Source organism: Nitrosomonas communis (assembly GCF_001007935.1).
GTDB lineage: Bacteria > Pseudomonadota > Gammaproteobacteria > Burkholderiales > Nitrosomonadaceae > Nitrosomonas > Nitrosomonas communis.
This window is the reverse complement of sequence record NZ_CP011451.1, coordinates 3,000,506-3,017,435: the sequence shown is the minus strand read 5'-3', so window position 1 is coordinate 3,017,435 and position 16,930 is coordinate 3,000,506. Positions and strand designations below refer to the sequence as shown.

Here is a 16,930-nt window from a genome sequence, read left to right as displayed (position 1 = left end):
ACTAACTTGGTTGGCTTCACCTTGTCGTATGATTGATCCTGTCTGCGGTTCACCTTCACGTCATGTTTGATTGGAAAATAGAATAAAATGAATAGCATGCTGTAAATTTTTGATGGAATCCTCTTTATGAATCTTTTTCGACTCTCCTTTCGTATGCTGCGTCGTGATTGGCGCGCAGGTGAATTACGCATACTGGTGCTGGCACTCATGATTGCGGTTAGCAGTATCACCACGGTTGGATTTTTTGCTGATCGAGTGCAGCTTGCTCTTTCCAGAGAGAGTAATCGATTACTGGGTGCTGATTTACTCGTCATTGGCGATCGCCCTTTGTCAGCTCATTATGCGGATAAAGCCGAGCAACTCGGTTTAAAGACCGCTACATTGACCCGGTTTTCCAGCATGGCGAGCAAGGAAGAGAATAATCTTCTGGCTGAAATCAGGGCGGTATCGGCTGGCTATCCGCTACGGGGTGAATTGCGGCTTGCGCACACTGCCAGTGAAATCATCACGGAGGAAAGGACCTATGTGGCGCAAGGGATTCCTTCTCCAGGTACCGTCTGGATCGATGAAAAACTAATGGCGGGTCTCGATATTACTCCGGGTGAAACACTGGAACTAGGCGCTACCTGCATGACTGTAGCTGCATTGGTTGCGCGTGAGCCGGATTATTCGGTCGGCTTTATCAATATGGGAGCTAGATTATTGATGAATGCAGATGATCTGGTTGCGACCCATCTGATTCAGCCAGGTAGTCGAGTCACCTATCAACTGTTAGTGGCGGGGGAAGAAAAACAGGTTGCCGAGTTTCGTAGCTGGGCGCAGAAGGAACTCGTGCCTGGACAACGCATCGAAGGCATACGTGATGCGCGTCCGGAAATCCGCTCCGCATTGGAGCGTGCAGAAAAATTTCTGAGCCTGACTGCGTTAGCAAGTGTAGTGGTTGCTGCTGCAGCCATGGCGCTTGCTGTGCGCCGTTTTACCCAGCGTCACCTTGATGGGTGTGCCATTATGCGCTGCCTGGGAGCAAGCCAGTCAACGATATTGCACCTGTATCTGTATCATTTCGTCATATTGGGATTGGTGGCCAGTGGGTTAGGTTGCTTGCTGGGTTTTGTTGCACAAGAGTTTCTATCGCATTGGTTGGCCGGCTTGGTGGAAACCTCATTACCTTTGCCCAGTGGCTTACCCGCAGTGCATGGCTTATTGAGTGGTATGGTATTGCTGCTCGGCTTTTCCCTGCCCCCCTTGCTTAATTTACGGCGTGTGCCTGCGTTACGGGTGTTGCGTCGCGATTTCGGCATAACTAATCTGCATGGTCTGGCAGGGTACGCCTTTGGCCTGTTGGCGCTCTCAATTTTATTCATATGGGAAGCAGGCGAACTGCGCATGGGTATCTTGGTCATGCTAGGATTCATGGCTGCGATTGCAATTTTTGCATTACTCGGTTGGGTATTGATTAAGTTATTAATGCTGGTACGTCAGCAAGCGGCAAGTGCGTGGCGTTATGGGCTGGCTAATATCCGGCGCCGCACCATTGCGAGTCTGGTTCAATCGATTGCGTTGGGGCTGGGTTTGATGGCGATGCTAGTACTCACCCTGATTCAGAGTGATTTACTAAGGGATTGGCGCACCAGCTTACCGCCGAATACCCCTAACCGGTTTCTGATCAATATTCAACCTGATCAGTTACAGCCTTTGGCAGAATTTTTTGTACAGCATGGGATGCAGCAGCCTGATTTCTATCCGATGGTGCGGGGTCGCTTGATGACAATTAACGACCAGCCAGTGCGCATCGATGATTATACCGAGGCACGGAAGAAGCAATTGCTCAACCGTGAATTCAATCTGTCCTGGGCAGATAAACTCCAGTCGGATAATGAGATTGTGGCAGGCCGCTGGTGGCAGGGAGCAGATTCGCCTGAGAACGAATTATCCCTGGAGGAGGAAGTCGCCGGAATCATTGGGGTCAAATTAGGTGACCGGTTAACATTTGATATTGCGGGCAGCCCGTTCTCCGCCACGATTACCAGCCTGCGGAAAGTTGACTGGGATACCTTTCGCGTTAATTTTTTTGTAATCGCCCGTCCCGGCGAGCTGGATGCGTATCCAATTAATTATGTAACCAGCTTTTATTTGCCCCCTTCACAAGTCGGCGTGATGCACGAATTGGTCAAAAGTTTCCCCCATTTGCTGGTGGTTGATGTGGCAACTGTGATCGAGCAGGTACAGAAAATGATTGTGCAAGTATCCCGCGCGATAGAATTTGTGTTCTTGTTTACTTTATTGGCTGGTTTTATCGTGCTTTATGCCGCTATTTCAGCAACCCAGGATGAGCGCATTTATGAGGCGGCGATTTTTCGCACGTTAGGTGCCAAACGTAGGCAACTGGTCCGTGCCTGGGCGGCTGAATTTGCCATACTGGGTGGTCTGGTGGGAATCTTTGCGTCAGCCGGTGCAAGCGTGCTCGCTTATGTGATTGCTAAGTATGTCTTGAATGTTCCATATACCTTTAACGCCTGGATTTGGCTCGTCGGTATTTTGGTGGGGATGATAGGTGTAACTATTGCAGGATTGCTGGGAACGCGCTCAACCCTGACACATCCTCCTTTGTGGACATTGCGCAAAGTCGGATAAAGGGAGTGATCTAAAGGAGAAGATAAGGCTGGAAATCATTGTTCTGCTTCTCCAATCCTTATAGCACATTGCCAACCTTCCTGGGCGGTTAAACAACTCGATTCATCACTCATTATTAGCATACAATATGCCGACTTAATAATTATGGTAATGGAATGCTTGCGGTCATGCTAAAACTGTTCTGAGTATCCAGAAAAGCAGTTGGAGGCGTTCTACTCCCCTTCTTTCTTATAAGCAATGGAAAAACAGGTTTTAAATCTATGTCTGATTGCGCCCATTCAACCGGCGCTTTGCGATGCTTATCGCCGGGTTCTGCGTTTTTTAGAGCAGAGCCGGGAATCAGTCGGTGCTATCATTATCAACAGAGGATCAAGCTCGCTACAGGAGGAAACGGGTTGGACAACCTTCCAGTCTCTGACAGATCTTGATTCGGAGGAGAGAAAGCCAGATATGTATCTGTGTTGGGATCTGTCGGCGATCAATGAAATACTGGGCAGGACTTCCTGTCAGCCTGTGGTTTACGGCGTAACGGTCTACGGCATCTTACAAGGTGTTTTCCCGGTGCATCCCTGCATCGTGGGTTATCTCTCCGATATACCCTTGCTGCGAGGGATTTTGGTGGAGTGCGGTATTCCGCTGAATCGGCAATTCAGCCTTGCCGCCGGGATAGAGGAGAAGAACTGTCTTTCTTCCGGGTCAATGGCTGCTCAACGGAATGGCGTACAGCGGAATAGCGTACTCGTGATATCCGATGACGCTGCCTTTAGTTCAACCGTAGCGGCTGCCTGCGAAGTGTTAGGCATGCAGCTCGAACGCTTGTCCTATGCCACATGCTTGCAGGGTATTGCATCCGAGTTTTATGTACGTTATAGCTGTGTGATCGCAACCGGACAACCGGCGCTTCAAGCCGCGGCAGCTGGCGCTGCCGTTATCATAGCGGATGAGCGGGGCAGTGCTGGGCTGCTGACGCGGGAAAACCTGACTCGGGTGCTTGATGCACATGCGGGACCGGCCTGCTTTGAAAACCCTGCTGGGACAGAAGCCTTTATGTCAGCTCTGGGAGACAGCCAGGCTGTGGAGACAGACGTTCTGGCTCAGCAACTTTGTTTAAGTCACAGTGAGACAGCACGTGCGCATCAGTTCTTTGTCTGGATACGGCAGACACACCAGAATGCAGAAGCAGGCGTTTCCGACCGAAATGACGCCGCAAAAAAACCTCAATTGCACAGCATCGCGGCAATGACGAGTATGGCAGCTTGTAAGATAAGCACGACGCTAACCCCGGCCTTGCAAGAAAATTGCCGTTCCTTCTCTTCGTCACCTTCTACCGAAGTGTTAGTTGAGTGCAGCACGCCCGTCAAAATCGTTCCCCAGCCACGTCTACCGTTAAGCCGTTATATTGCTGCCAATGAAGAAAACACTTTGACGGGATTTTTTGGCGAGGGCTGGTCTGCCAATGAGCCATGGGGCCGCTGGACAGACGGTTCTGATGCGGCTATCCAGTTCGAAACCGAGACAGTGGACGATCACATTGAGCTGTTACTCCATCTTCGTACATATTTGCCACCGGACCGCTTGTTTCAACGAGTGATGGTGAGTATTAACAGCCGTCCTCTATTATGCTGGAGATTAGACCGCACCATGAACAACGTGCCTTTTCGCCTGCCATTGACTCCGGAATATCTGGATGGGAAAAGTACGTACCGAATTAAGTTTCAACTACCAGACGCCAGTTCACCTCAGGCTTGGGGAAAGAATGACTCACGCAAACTGGGTTTGGGGCTGGCTGGACTCGAACTACTCAGGGTTTCAGGGCAAGAATCTATGCTTCAAGAGCCTGATATTATTGATATTCCTTCATAATTAAAAATTTCCATTCCATAAGTTCTTTCAGCTCGTTGCGTTTGCAATGAGTGAGTTGACTCATCGTAATAGATTATTTCTTACCAATTGTTACTCTATCCGTAATTTAATTTTCTAATAATTAACAGCACCTCAACCCGGTTTAACTACCGGAAGTTAAATTGGTAACCTTTATAGCACATGCATAGGTTACTGTAGCCTCCTGCATTATAAAACTCCAAAATAACAAACCATCCATATAAGAATATTTCCTGTATTGATATAGGAAAAACGCCTGCAATACCCACATCTAATAATATTTCTCACATATAGGAAAAGTTCCTATATGTGAATAAGAAAAAATCATAAAATATTTAATACAAGTAATAAAAATTCCTACATCATATTTAGAAAACCGCTTATAATATTTCTTAATGTAGGAAAACATCCTACATTAAGAAAAGTAAATTCCTTATCTCTTTCTTCTCTTTCTGATTAAATAAGTTTGGGAGATTTGAGATAAAAGCTTGCGAAACGAATGACGGTGTTAAGCGAAGGTTGTTAGGCGATACTCAAAAGCTGATTGATAGACGTTTCGCCAAAATGAAGTTTAGTAAAACTCTCTGGGTTCGTTTTATAGCGCGTTCCTGATAAGGAAGCGAATGATTTAAAGACTTATGACTTAGGAAATTTAACGACTAATACACTTTTTTTATTGCTGTGATGCACGCACGGCGAATTACCAATTATTTTATGAACCCCGGAGAACAATAACATGGCTAACACAACAAATATCTCAAATATTGCTATAGATACTAATGGCGTTGCTGGAGATAATATAATTGATGTAAATGAAGGTAATGCTTCAGGCTTTAAAATTACAGGTTCAGGTAATTATGCGGGAAATACTCCTCCCTTCATTGGCCAAGAAATCTTAGTTACAGTTGAATGGTTTGATGGAACTAACATTTTTTCTCAAGATATTAAAGCTTTAGTTACAAGTTCTGGTAAAAATAATTTTACTTGGGAAATTTCCGAAAATAGTTTCTCTTCGACTTTTCCCACTCTTAAAATTGGTTCTTCAAATCATACTGTTCAAGTTATATTTCCTTCGAAAATACAAGATGGAACACCTTCTGGGACTGCATCTTCTCCTTCTATAGCATTTGAATACGCCTGCTTTCTTCGCGGCACACGAGTCCTTACACGGCATGGCTATTGCCCGGTCGAGGAACTAGCGGTGGGTGACGAAGTGCGCACACTGAGCGGTGGCTGGCAGCCGCTGCGGTGGATTGGCCGTCAACGCATCACCACGCCATTCGGATTGGCAAAAGGTGCGCCGGTGCGCATTACCGCTGGCGCTTTCGGGCCAGCATTGCCTGAGCGGGATGTCTGCGTCTCACAGGATCACGCAGTTTTTTTTCGCAATCAGCTTATCCCCGCCAGATTTTTAGTCAACGGCGTGACCGTGTTTCACGATACTAGTATCGATAACATCGAATATTTCCACTTGCTGCTCGACCGGCATGCGGTGATCTTCTCGGAAGGATTGGCCACCGAGAGTTATGTGCCCTGTGAAAATATCGATTGGTTCGATAATACCGCGGAATGCCCACAAGCTTTACTGAACGCCATCCGCGCCGGTACCGCCGAGTGTTTGCTTGAATGTTATCCGCGCAAAACCACTGGCCCTGCTGTGGAAGCGGCGCGTGCTCTGTTGGCCCGTTTTGCGCCGGCAGATGCCAAGAATCGCGCGGTAGGTTAACTAGCAATTTAAATCCTGGCCGATGGCGGAAACTGCCATCGGCCAGGATAGTGCGTGCACAATATGCCGATTTGTAGCAAACCTCTAGCGCTAGCATTGACATAAATGCAATGTTTCCAAGCCTTTGCTCCAATTCTCTCCGAATTTTAATCTCTCACCTACACGAACGAACAAAAAACCGTTGTAGGTATTATTTTCTGATTTATCAGTTAAATCTGCCCAAGATTTTTTCCTTGATTGGTTCTGGTGGAAAATCCAGACTCTAGTAATTTCAATTGTGCAAATAAATTTTTAATACTTACACTACAGATATTAGTCACTGTTGCCGATATAGTTATCATTCGAAATAATCTACTGTTCATGTAGGAACAATTCCTATATCAGAACAGGATAATTCCCTGTAACACTCATTATTTCGATTAAAGAAATGAAGAAAGGCTTGAATAAGTGCTTGCGCAAAACGAATAGCGTTTTAAGCAGTGCTGGAAGCTGCTTGAGATCCGCTTTTGCCAAAAAGAAGTTTAAGCAAAACTTTATTGGCAATGCACGCGCGGAGAATTATCCACTATTTCATGTACTAGGGAGAATAGTAACATGGCTAAAAATGATGATCATGATGACAGCATGGCTATCACTTATACAAGTATCACTATCAAGAATGTTGCAGGTGGTAATAACTCTATTTCCAAGAACGATGCTACTAAAAATGGCTTTAAAGTGCGGGGCGAAGGTAGTTTTGCAATAAACGGGGAAAACAGCATTCTAGAAAAAGAGGATGAAATTGCGGTTACGGTCACATGGTCTGACGGAAACCATTCTTTTAGTTCAACACATGGATGCCGTAGTGGATGGTGTTAATAAAAATAAAGGCACGTTTAATTGGCACATTGAGGAAAACAAAGTTTTTGAAAATGAGTATACTGGCGCCGGACTCAATTTTGGTGAAGGCACCGTTACGGTAACATTCCCCGGCTCTATAAGTGGTAGTGAAACTTATCACTATGGCCATGCCTGTTTCCTTCGCGGCACCCGCATCCTGACCAGGCATGGTTACTGCCCGGTGGAGGAGTTGGCTGTGGGTGACGAGGTGCACACGTTGAACAGCGGCTGGCAACCATTGCGATGGATTGGACAGCAACGCATCGCTACCCCTTTCGGTCTGGCAAAGAGTGCTCCAGTGCGCATTACCGCTGGCGCTTTCGGGCCAGCGCTGCCGGAGCGGGATGTCTGCGTCTCGCAGGAACATGCAATTTTTTTCCGCAATCAGCTTATTCCCGCCAAATTTCTGATTAACGGCGTGACTGTGTTTCGCGATACTCGTATCAAGGACATCGAATACTTCCACTTGCTGCTTGACCGGCACGCCGTGATCTTCTCGGAAGGGCTTGCGACCGAGAGTTATATGCCGTGTGAAAATATCAAGTGGTTCGATAATACCTCGGAATGTCCGCAAGCATTGCTGAATTCCATCCGTGGTGGTACCGCGGAGTGCTTGAGCGAATGCTATCCGCGTAAGACTACTGGTCCTGTCATGGAAGCGGCGCGTACCTTGTTGGCTCGGTTTGCGCCAGTGAATATCAAGGGCCGCGCGGTAGGTTGACTTGCATTTCGAGTTCAGCCGTGGCAGATTTTTCGCTATCAATTCAGTTGGTTCGTATAAAACATACTGGATAGAAAGCTATTTTTACATCATAGCTTTCTACACGACGCTTAGCTTATGTAGTATTAGTCAGTTAAAAAGGAAGTTAACTCTCCTTTAGAAACTGTTTGGAAGTGCCTGCTTTTAAGCTGGTTTCCTCAACATAATACGAAACATGGCGATGTAAACCCAGGCTTCATCAGTACGTTACATTCAGCGCCAGGATGCAAAATTTATAACAATTGCTTAGGTTCCGACCGTGTCTTTTATGACCATCTCCTTAAACCACTGGCGAATAGAAACAAGATGCTCGTCTTCTTCCCGCAACGCCTGCTGGAAATCCCGAGCCATATCTTCCATACCCATCTTTTCGGCCAGCATGATAAGCATCCGCCAGCCATCGTTATCTGCCAGCTCCGCGGTTAGCATGGCTTCCAGGCAGTGTGCTACCGATGTGCGCGGATCGGTCAGCACCTGTATCAGGCCGAGCGAAATCACCCCGTCTACATCGGCCGATGGTGTCTGTGCAGTTGGATCCGCGCCGATGGATCGGATCGCGTTTTCCACGAGCTTAAAATGCTGAAACTCTTCATTCCGGAACTCGTTCAGCCTATCGAGTGAAATATTGGAGCTCATCGGTGCAGTTGAACACTTTGTTATGAGAGCATCATAAAGCCTCACTCCGGTACGCTCAAACGCAAGCCGACAGCCGAGCTTGTCTATAAATCCTTCAGGACTTTTGCCCATCAGTTTTTCCATTGCAGTGCTTGCCATCCCTTTCAGTGTGCCTGGCAGTGGAACTGATCCTATCACGTCAGCTTCGGCGATATATTCCTCGCGCATCTGTGCAATAGCTTTCTCATCTCCCGGTGAGGAAGCGGGAGTCACTTTAGCTAGCGACATCATTTGCTTTATATCAATCGGGGATATGTCTACTCCTGAACGATTCTTTCCTAAAACAGTGGTTTTATCCATGGTTATTCACCTCTCGTTGTCCATACCTAGAAACCCTAGTGGGCGATTTTTTGGCCACGTACATATTTTTCTCTTGTGGCTTCCCCATCACGTGCGAGTTCTGTGCCCGCAAACCATTCATAGCCTGCTGCAACCGTATTGGTTGGTGAACCTGACGCGTTAAGGTGCTGCCGGTATTGTTGCGATTCCACTCCTTCCTGAGATTTATTCACGAACTGAGTACCTCGTGCGCGCAGATCGACTTCCTGGTTAAGAATGCGGCGTACAAATTCGCGCTGGCTCTCGAATTTGATCGGTTCGGGCAAGTCCCCCGGTAAAACTTCGGCCGGGTCGCGTCGTTCATATTGCTTGAACATTTCTATCGCAACCTGCAAATGCCCCAGTTCATAATCGAGGCAACGCTCCCAGATGGCTTTGATACGTGGATTTGTTTCCTGCTGTACGCAACTATAATAGTTATAAACCTCGTTAGCCTCATGTAACAGCCATTTTTCAAGCCAGGTTTCACGTGGGTCGATAATCGATTCATATTGCGTCACGTGCTGTTCCTCAATGGATGCGATTTCCGTATATAACTGCCGCACTACCGGGTCAGCATACATGGGAGCGACATTCAGATAAAAATTCTGCGTTTGCTGCTCGCTTGACATGATGGTCAGCGCATGCAATTTGGTAATCGGCGCAGCGCGCAGGCGATCATAATGCTCCCGCAGGTTGTCTTGAGGTGCCCGGTGCTCTACTATCGTGGGACGGCCTGGCACAATATCCGTATAGCATTGAAGAATATTATTGGCATCTTTACCTTCCAGCCGATCCAACATTGCGCTATAGCGGTAGAGATGGTCGAAATCCTCCAACATACCAAAACGGTATACCTGGGCCAGGTACTCATCAGGTTCATTCTGTGCGACTGCAGCCGTTACTTCGATCGCAACTTGTTCATAAGCAATGGTTGTCTCGAGGGTTGAATGATCCGCTCCCAAAAGTCCATTGATCATCGTTGCCTGGTGCTGCTCGACAATGCGTAGTTGGGCAAGGGGTAGCTGCCATTCCCGATTCATTCGGGCACACCCATGCGAAAAACGGATCGCCTCCATTTCCATACCGTTCATCAAAATAACTCGAACCCGCGTGAACGCGTCATCATCGAGTTTGCTGATTGGAGGTTGAACCAGTTCCTTCCAGGTAAACCGCTGCCTGTCTAACGGGCAACCTTTATCTTCAAATAAATTGAGTGCCATTTTGTTCTCCTTTATTCCTCAAGGTAACCCATCCTGCGCTAACCTGAAGAATATTAATAGATGTAAATGTTGGTCCGGCTAATCGATAATCTCTAGTAATAGGCCGATGAATGAGTGAAGCTTGAAAATAGAGTATTGAAATTTGTCGTGTCTGTGCGCAAACAACCTAATCGACCGTTTGCGCTATCGTCGATATTTTGGTTAAATTGATAAGTGGGGTGTTGATTCGACCAGATAAAACTTAGACTTAGCTATTAATGAAGTGCTCGCAATCAACTCAATGCATGAGTAACGCGATCACAATTAAACGCTTCAAATTTCACTTTGGAAGGCAGCGCTTGTACTAATGGCTCTGGCTAGCTGTTGGCATTCTACTCATCCTTATCGCCACCATGGCTGCTTTTACCACCTTTCCGACCAATCTCGGACATATGCTCCTTATCCTTACTGACTGATTCACCACCTTTCCGGCCAATATCCGCCATGTGTTCTCTGTCCTTGCTGACTGTCTCACCACCTTTTCTGCCAGCTTCGCGTGCCTCCTCCGAATCAAACTCATGCGCAGTGCCTTTTTCATGGGCTGCTTTGCCGCCCTTGCTGGCTATTCCACGCTGCTTCTCTTCATCCATGGAAGCAAAACCTCGTTTATCAGTATTGCCGCCATCACCACCGTTTTTTTCTTTCTCTTTATCTGAAGTCATGATATAGCTCCTCATATTTAACTTCGCAATTTTTCCCTCAACAAACGAAATCTATTATCTGCTTCCTGTAATGTTTTTGGGATCTTATCTCCGTCTTAAAAGGAGAATGATTCAATACTAGCTAGCAAATTTCTTAACTTCTGTTCGTTAACACACATTAAAGAGCTTTTGGTTGGAAATTTATAGCCAACGGCTGGTAACAGCTCTAACTATGCAATTAATATTCGTTATGCAGGCAAGATGAGAATGAATAAAACAATGTCCTTTGGTGAACAGAACAAGATAATCGACGTATGTTCTTCTACAATAGATTCTCGCTTATATATGCAACTCACCACGGTAATTCGTGTCGTCAGTAAATCTTTTCAAATATTCATCCATTAATTCAAGGAGACTGATTGTACCTACCACTCAAAGCAATACAATAAGAGAAGCTACGATTCAGCAAACGACTACGCGCAGAGCAAAGTGCCATCCCATCAAATTATTGATAGAAGATCATGCCGGGGTAGAGGATGTTTAATAAGCCGTTGAAAATGGTTTTCAAGCGTTTTTTAATCATTAAATGTCAAGTCCCGTCTGATTGACTAGGGGCTTACACGTATTGTATTTGTAAAAAAGTAAGGAGATACTAAATATACTTAAACATTATCCGATAGAAGCAAATAAAGGTTCTCTCACACAAATAATATAATCCATAATTATGAAAAGCATGCTCCCCTGTCATGTAGGTTTCATTCCCGACGGCAATCGACGTTGGGCCCAGTCACGGAATCTCGCTAAGGAGGAAGGTTACGCCCATGGTATTCTGCCTGGAATAGAGCTGTACGAAATGTGCCGTAAACTGGACATTAAAGAGTTCTCAATCTATGGCTTCACTAAGGACAACACTCATCGACCGGCCGCTCAGGCAGAAGCCTTCCGTAATGCCTGCATCATTTTCGCGGAAGAGATTGCCGCGCGCGGAGCAGCACTACTTGTATTAGGAGACGATGAGTCATCTCACTTTCCAGCTGCCTTGCGTCGCTTTCGTTCACGGCAAGGAAGGGGTATCAAGGTGAATTTTTTAGTTAACTACGGCTGGGATTGGGATTTGAAAGGTTTAAGAGCCGGACGGATGCGCTCCGAAGAGGTCTCTCGCATCGACTTGATCGTCCGCTGGGGAGGAGGCAGGCGACTTAGCGGTTTCTTGCCTGCTCAGTCAGTATATGCGGATATCTATGTGGTAGAGCAATATTGGCCCGATTTTGAGCCATCACACTTTGAAAACGCGCTCGAATGGTTCAAATCTCAGGATCGCACATTAGGAGGATGAAAATATTAGATTTATTAAGAAAAAAATGTTTCGTTTATAACAACTTTCTTATAAATACTAAGTTACTCTATTTGTAACACTCAATAATGTGCTCTGGTTGAATTCAAACACCATGCTGTTGTGCGTACACATCAGGGATATACCCATATTTGGTAATGGTTTGATAGAAAAGTCAATGTGTTCTGTACCGATCTCTTTAACCCGTATATTAACTTCGAGCGCCTGTTAATTCTACCGCCCGTGCTTCTTTCCTGAGGCAACTATCGATACCAAGGGTAAAGAGCTGAACAATGGTAAAAATATGAGTGAGATACTTTTAATCAGACCAAAACGGAATCAAGTTCGAATACTCAAATTCACCAATTTCTTTCAGACTCTTCTTTATTAGAAAGTCCTACACTCTAACTAAATTGATAGTTCTGAGCTGAGTACCAGCTTGTGCCCCGGTTTTTTGAAAAGTACAAATATATGCCAAAATTTATGTGTAAATAAATTATATACATAATCAAGCATTTCGTAGAGTTTGACTCTTACTTTCCTACTTTTTGTAACCAGCATATATTGTGTTCTTGCGGCTCCCCGCTAAAAGGAGGAGCCGGTGTTGATCAGATCAACCGTTACTTCTGCTCACGTATACGATCAGCTTGCTCTTCCATTTGATCGGCGCTTCTCTCTGTAGACTTACGAGTGGCCTCGGCAGCACGGTCAATAGAGGGAGAATCAGTCAGTCCTGGATCTCGTTTTTCTATCCGATCGGCCGCGGCTTCTCCACGATCACGCGTCATATCCGCTTTCTCTTCCATTCTATCCGCTTTCTGCTCCAGTACGTTTTCGCGCCTATTTTCTTCCCTGGAATCACATGCGGAAAGAATGAACGCTAACATCACGACAGTAAACACCACTTTCAAATGATTATTCATAATAGATTACCTCATTATAATTAAGAGTGAAGTTCCTCACTGAATAGTAAGGAGCGGAAAAATTTACTAGCGCCCGAACCTGGATTAGATAGGTTCAATATAAGAGCTATTTAAGAGTATAGCCGCTGTATTTACTATTTTCTGTGCGCTGGCGCACCAATAAGCGATTAAAATTCATTCGTTAAGCATATATTTTATTAAGAAATGTGCAAAAAGATATACTACTCCTAATTTTTCTTGCTATTGGATGAGTAAGTTTCTGTGAGAAGACCATGAGGTTTTCTGTTTTGTCAGAAAAATACTTACCATCCAGTTTGAAGCGAATGATCAGGTTGCGTCGCGTGCCAGTCGGATGCCCGTAAAATACCAATTAGTACTAGCAGGTAAGAAGTTGCGGAAACTCGCACGGATCCACTTTTGTGGGGTAATACAGGATCCACCCCTCAATACGTATTGGTTCACCATGGATCTACTATTATATTCACCTACTGCCTCATCCCAGACGATGGACATGGGCTCGTGATCGTTCGGTTTTGCAGGGTTATAGCCAGGATAGCGTGAATAGCTTGACTGCGTCCATTCCCATGCATCACCGTAGAGTTGAGCAGGCTCGGTTCTACTGGTTACTACTGCGGTAGAGGGGTGAAACCGGTTATTCTCGGCAAAACATCCTTCTATTTTTTGTTGGGAGGCAGCATGTTCCCATTCGGCTTCGGTAGGAAGCCTTGCCTCCGACCATCGAGCGTAGGCCTCAGCTTCATAAAGCGAGATATGGATAACTGGCAAAGACGGATCTAGCAGTGCTAGTCCGCTGAGTGAAAATTCCTGCCAGCTGCCATTATTACCACGCCAGTAGAGGGGATGCTCGCGACGGTGGGCTTTGATCCAGTCCCATCCTTCGGAGAACCAGAAGCTGGGGTTATGGTAGCCGCCTGCTTTAATGAATTCAAGATATTCTCCATTGGTGACGAGCCTGGATGCCAGTTGATAAGGGAGCAGGTATTGTTTGTGTCGAGGTGACTCGTTGTCGTAGCTAAATTCTTCTCCCTTATATCCGATCTCCACAAGCCCCCCTTCGAAGTGGCACCATTCGAGTGGAGGAGGGGCTGAAGCAAGCGGATATTTAGGAGCTGTTGGTGCAGGATCTTGCGCTACGATAAAGCAAGGGTTAAGCGGATTCTGCGATAGCAAATGCTTGATGTCGGTGAGTATCAATTCCTGATGCTGTCGCTCATGATTCATTCCGAGGATGGTTAAGGTGTTTACCATTTTATCATCAGCATGGTAGTTCAGGACCTGTGCCATGCGCTCGTCCACTGTCCGGCAATAGTCGCGAATTACGGATAAGGATGGACGTGTGAATAGCCCACGCAAGGGATCCGGATGGGTCTGGCCAGACTTATTGTAAGAGCTGAACATGGTGTGAAATGCCGGGTGAAAAGGTTTGAATGGTTTCTCATAATGCTGCAGTATAAAGGTTTCAAAGAACCAGGCGATATGACCAAGATGCCATTTCACTGGACTCATTTCCGGCATTATTGACTTTACGCAGCAATCCTCTTCGCTCAGAGGCTCAATTAGTTGCAGTGTGCGTGCGCGTATTGAAGCGTATTTCGCATATATTAAAGAAGATGCCATGATTCTTCTCCTGAAGGAAAAAGACGGGATTGAAGTGGCTCCCTATAACGTGATTGGTTCTTCCGTAAGGGTAGTAGACTTCATCAGGCGTAAGACTGTCAAGCCTTTGATGAAATCGTTCTTGAGGGTACCTGCCCAATTATATGAATACATCCTGCTTTACCTCCAGCAGGTGATTGAATTCTTTGGTATATAAAAACTCTTACTTATTCTTCCATTTCCACATCAAACATGATGCGAAGGTAAGCCGCAGAAATATCAATAATACGGCAGACAGGCAAAGAGAGGCCGACAAAGTCAATTTTGATTTGGAAATAGAACGATAACGCGCTGCTAATTGTGGGACAGTTTCAGCACCGTGTATAACTGCTAGCGCTAGTTTTGCCTTGAGTTCGCCCGAATAGAGTATGTTAGTTACTCACCTTCATTAAGCTTCTTTTTAATCTTGCCAGAGCTTAACAATCTGTACAGTTTTTGGGTGCCAATTCACCCTTGTGTCACCGTTCAGGCGACATAAGGGTGAAGAGCGGGTGTTAAAAGTAGAATAAGTTAATTGTTAACTTTGATAAAAGAACCATTTTGTTTGACCCACACTTCATTAGTGAAGGCATCGGAGATACTACTGGCATCTGTGGCGAAACAGTCGGCTACAGTCTGACTGGTAACAGTATTTTTGATTGCCATAGTGATGGGCGGAGTAATCGTCATACCAGGAATACTGCCAAATTGTCCTTCGAATGCGGATGTCATGTCGTAGCAAACATCTGAGTTGATGATTAAATTGGCGTTTTCTGCCGGTGCATTAATGGTGCAATGCTTGATGTTGGAGAAATCACTTGCAAGAGATTGAAATGGGTTGGGAATGCCCGGGATGCTCATGGTAATTCCTTTTATATCAGGGGGAGTACCGTTGCTGGTGGTGAGTAAGGAAATACCTGTTGCAACAGCCTGGCGGGGGGGCTCACACAAATTGCTATTCGTGGGAAGTGGAATGCATTGCCCATTAGTCGTGACATTGACGACATTGCCACTTTGCGTGTAAAACAGACCGTCAGGGATATTGGCGGTGTTGCAGGCAGGGATACTGCCATTGCCACCTGAATTGGCAATATGGTTGAGCATATTGGGCAGGTTGTCAATGAAGGTAGGATTATTGCCCCAAGGTCCGCCTAATACATAAACGCCGTTATCAGTCTTATTGACGCCTGCATAAATTCCCACTTCAGGGTAATGTCTGAAGAGCCAAGGCTCAATACTTTGCGTAGCCTGATGGCTTGGGAAGAATTTACGATAAGTATTTTCAGCCCAGTTGAGCAAGGTTTCAGCATCACCGGCAGTATCTGCTGATGCAAAATGGGTGCTGCCCAGCAGAGCAAGGGAGCAGGCAGATAAAATAAACGGCTTCATGCATTGTTTCATATAAATAACCTCTAATTTAATTTGTTGAAATTTATTTTTATTGAATTGGTTAGAGTATCCTATCTTTATATCGAGATAAAAAATTGCGAGCATGTTCTCTTATTTCTTATAGGATATAAAGCACAATTTAGCTAATTAAAGTGTATTTCTCGCAATCGAGAAGCAATCGCTTAAGGAGGGCAAGATGATAACAGAAAGTGAAAATATCCGTGATGACATTGTCAATACTGCTGTTGCAATTGCTGCGCGTACTTCTTGGGAGGCCGTTCGTTTTTATGATATTGCGGCTGAAATGAATATTTCCTTGGATGAGATACGCAATTACTTTCGTGAAAAAGAAGAACTGGTGGATGCCTGGTTTGATCGGGCAGACGGCATCATGCTCAGAGAGGCAAAGACTGCTGATTTCTCAGCACTGACACCGCAGCAGCGTATTCATGATCTCATCATGATTTGGCTGGATGCCCTGGCGGTTCAGCGCAAGGTAACATGCCAAATGATTTTGGCAAAGCTTGAACCCGGGCACATCCATATTCAGATTCCGGCAGTGATGCGCATTAGCCGAACTGTGCAATGGATTCGTGAAGCAGCGCAACGTGATGCCACATTTCTGCGGCGTGCGCTGGAGGAATCGGCTTTGACCACTGTTTATCTGATGACGTTCTTTTTCTGGATGCGCGATGAAACACCTGGATCGAAGCGTACGCGACAATTCCTGAATCGCAATTTAGAATTAGCAATGTGGCTGGGAGAGACTATTTATGGTGGTGCCAAGCCAAGTGCCATCCTGACACTAGTGCCTCGTATCAGCCCATCTTCCAGCAAATACTCGACCCATTGA

The 16,930-nt window shown here is 45.8% G+C and carries 14 protein-coding genes; 8 read left to right on the top strand and 6 right to left on the bottom strand.

The features are described 5' to 3' along the window. The first annotated feature begins 126 nt into the window (after positions 1 to 126). The 5 genes from AAW31_RS13630 (at position 127) to AAW31_RS19140 (ending at position 7,841) form a co-directional block, all read left to right on the top strand. The gene (locus AAW31_RS13630; RefSeq protein WP_046850643.1) at positions 127 to 2,634 is read left to right on the top strand and encodes an ABC transporter permease; all 2,508 of its coding nucleotides are present in this window, start codon (positions 127 to 129) and stop codon (positions 2,632 to 2,634) included. Positions 2,635 to 2,871: 237 nt separating this feature from the next. Next, positions 2,872 to 4,497, top strand: coding sequence for a hypothetical protein (locus tag AAW31_RS13625; RefSeq protein ID WP_046850642.1), 1,626 nt, complete (start codon positions 2,872 to 2,874; stop codon positions 4,495 to 4,497). Between the two features lie 754 nt (positions 4,498 to 5,251). Beyond that, on the top strand, positions 5,252 to 6,241 hold the full coding sequence (locus AAW31_RS13620; RefSeq protein ID WP_046850641.1) for a Hint domain-containing protein: 990 nt from the start codon (positions 5,252 to 5,254) through the stop codon (positions 6,239 to 6,241). A 594-nt stretch (positions 6,242 to 6,835) separates the two neighbouring features. Then, on the top strand, positions 6,836 to 7,099 hold the full coding sequence (locus tag AAW31_RS21450) for a hypothetical protein (RefSeq protein ID WP_158441545.1): 264 nt from the start codon (positions 6,836 to 6,838) through the stop codon (positions 7,097 to 7,099). Then, positions 7,023 to 7,841 carry a Hint domain-containing protein gene (locus AAW31_RS19140; RefSeq protein ID WP_158441543.1) on the top strand — a complete coding sequence of 273 codons (819 nt, stop codon included), beginning with the start codon at positions 7,023 to 7,025 and terminating at the stop codon, positions 7,839 to 7,841. Before AAW31_RS21450 ends, AAW31_RS19140 begins: the two co-directional genes overlap by 77 nt. A 285-nt stretch (positions 7,842 to 8,126) precedes the next feature. Here the strand turns inward: AAW31_RS19140 and AAW31_RS13605 are convergent, their stop codons facing one another. The 3 genes from AAW31_RS13605 to AAW31_RS13595 form a co-directional block, all read right to left on the bottom strand. Beyond that, positions 8,127 to 8,855, bottom strand: coding sequence for a ferritin-like domain-containing protein (locus tag AAW31_RS13605; RefSeq protein ID WP_046850639.1), 729 nt, complete (start codon positions 8,853 to 8,855; stop codon positions 8,127 to 8,129). 35 nt (positions 8,856 to 8,890) lie between these two features. Next, positions 8,891 to 10,096, bottom strand: coding sequence for a ferritin family protein (locus AAW31_RS13600; protein ID WP_046850638.1), 1,206 nt, complete (start codon positions 10,094 to 10,096; stop codon positions 8,891 to 8,893). Between the two features lie 371 nt (positions 10,097 to 10,467). Further along, on the bottom strand, positions 10,468 to 10,797 hold the full coding sequence (locus tag AAW31_RS13595; protein WP_046850637.1) for a KGG domain-containing protein: 330 nt from the start codon (positions 10,795 to 10,797) through the stop codon (positions 10,468 to 10,470). Positions 10,798 to 11,500: 703 nt separating this feature from the next. On the opposite strand from AAW31_RS13595, the gene AAW31_RS13590 reads away from it, so the two are divergent. Then, positions 11,501 to 12,112, top strand: a complete 612-nt coding sequence (locus AAW31_RS13590) for an undecaprenyl diphosphate synthase family protein (protein WP_046850636.1) — start codon at positions 11,501 to 11,503, stop codon at positions 12,110 to 12,112. A gap of 617 nt (positions 12,113 to 12,729) precedes the next feature. Here AAW31_RS13590 and AAW31_RS13585 read toward each other — a convergent pair. Beyond that, positions 12,730 to 13,032 (bottom strand): hypothetical protein, encoded by a 303-nt coding sequence (locus tag AAW31_RS13585; protein WP_046850635.1) that lies wholly within the window; start codon positions 13,030 to 13,032, stop codon positions 12,730 to 12,732. Positions 13,033 to 13,359: 327 nt separating this feature from the next. Continuing rightward, the gene (gene egtB, locus AAW31_RS13580) at positions 13,360 to 14,670 is read right to left on the bottom strand and encodes an ergothioneine biosynthesis protein EgtB (protein WP_046850634.1); all 1,311 of its coding nucleotides are present in this window, start codon (positions 14,668 to 14,670) and stop codon (positions 13,360 to 13,362) included. On the opposite strand from egtB, the gene AAW31_RS13575 reads away from it, so the two are divergent. Further along, on the top strand, positions 14,669 to 14,866 hold the full coding sequence (locus tag AAW31_RS13575) for a hypothetical protein (protein ID WP_046850633.1): 198 nt from the start codon (positions 14,669 to 14,671) through the stop codon (positions 14,864 to 14,866). The genes egtB and AAW31_RS13575 overlap by 2 nt on opposite strands. Before the next feature lie 353 nt (positions 14,867 to 15,219). Here AAW31_RS13575 and AAW31_RS13570 read toward each other — a convergent pair whose 3' ends face one another. Further along, a complete protein-coding gene (locus tag AAW31_RS13570; protein WP_046851786.1) occupies positions 15,220 to 16,089 on the bottom strand; it encodes a hypothetical protein in 870 nt (289 codons plus the stop codon). A 184-nt stretch (positions 16,090 to 16,273) separates the two neighbouring features. On the opposite strand from AAW31_RS13570, the gene AAW31_RS13565 reads away from it, so the two are divergent. After that, positions 16,274 to 16,930 (top strand): TetR/AcrR family transcriptional regulator, encoded by a 657-nt coding sequence (locus AAW31_RS13565; RefSeq protein ID WP_046850632.1) that lies wholly within the window; start codon positions 16,274 to 16,276, stop codon positions 16,928 to 16,930.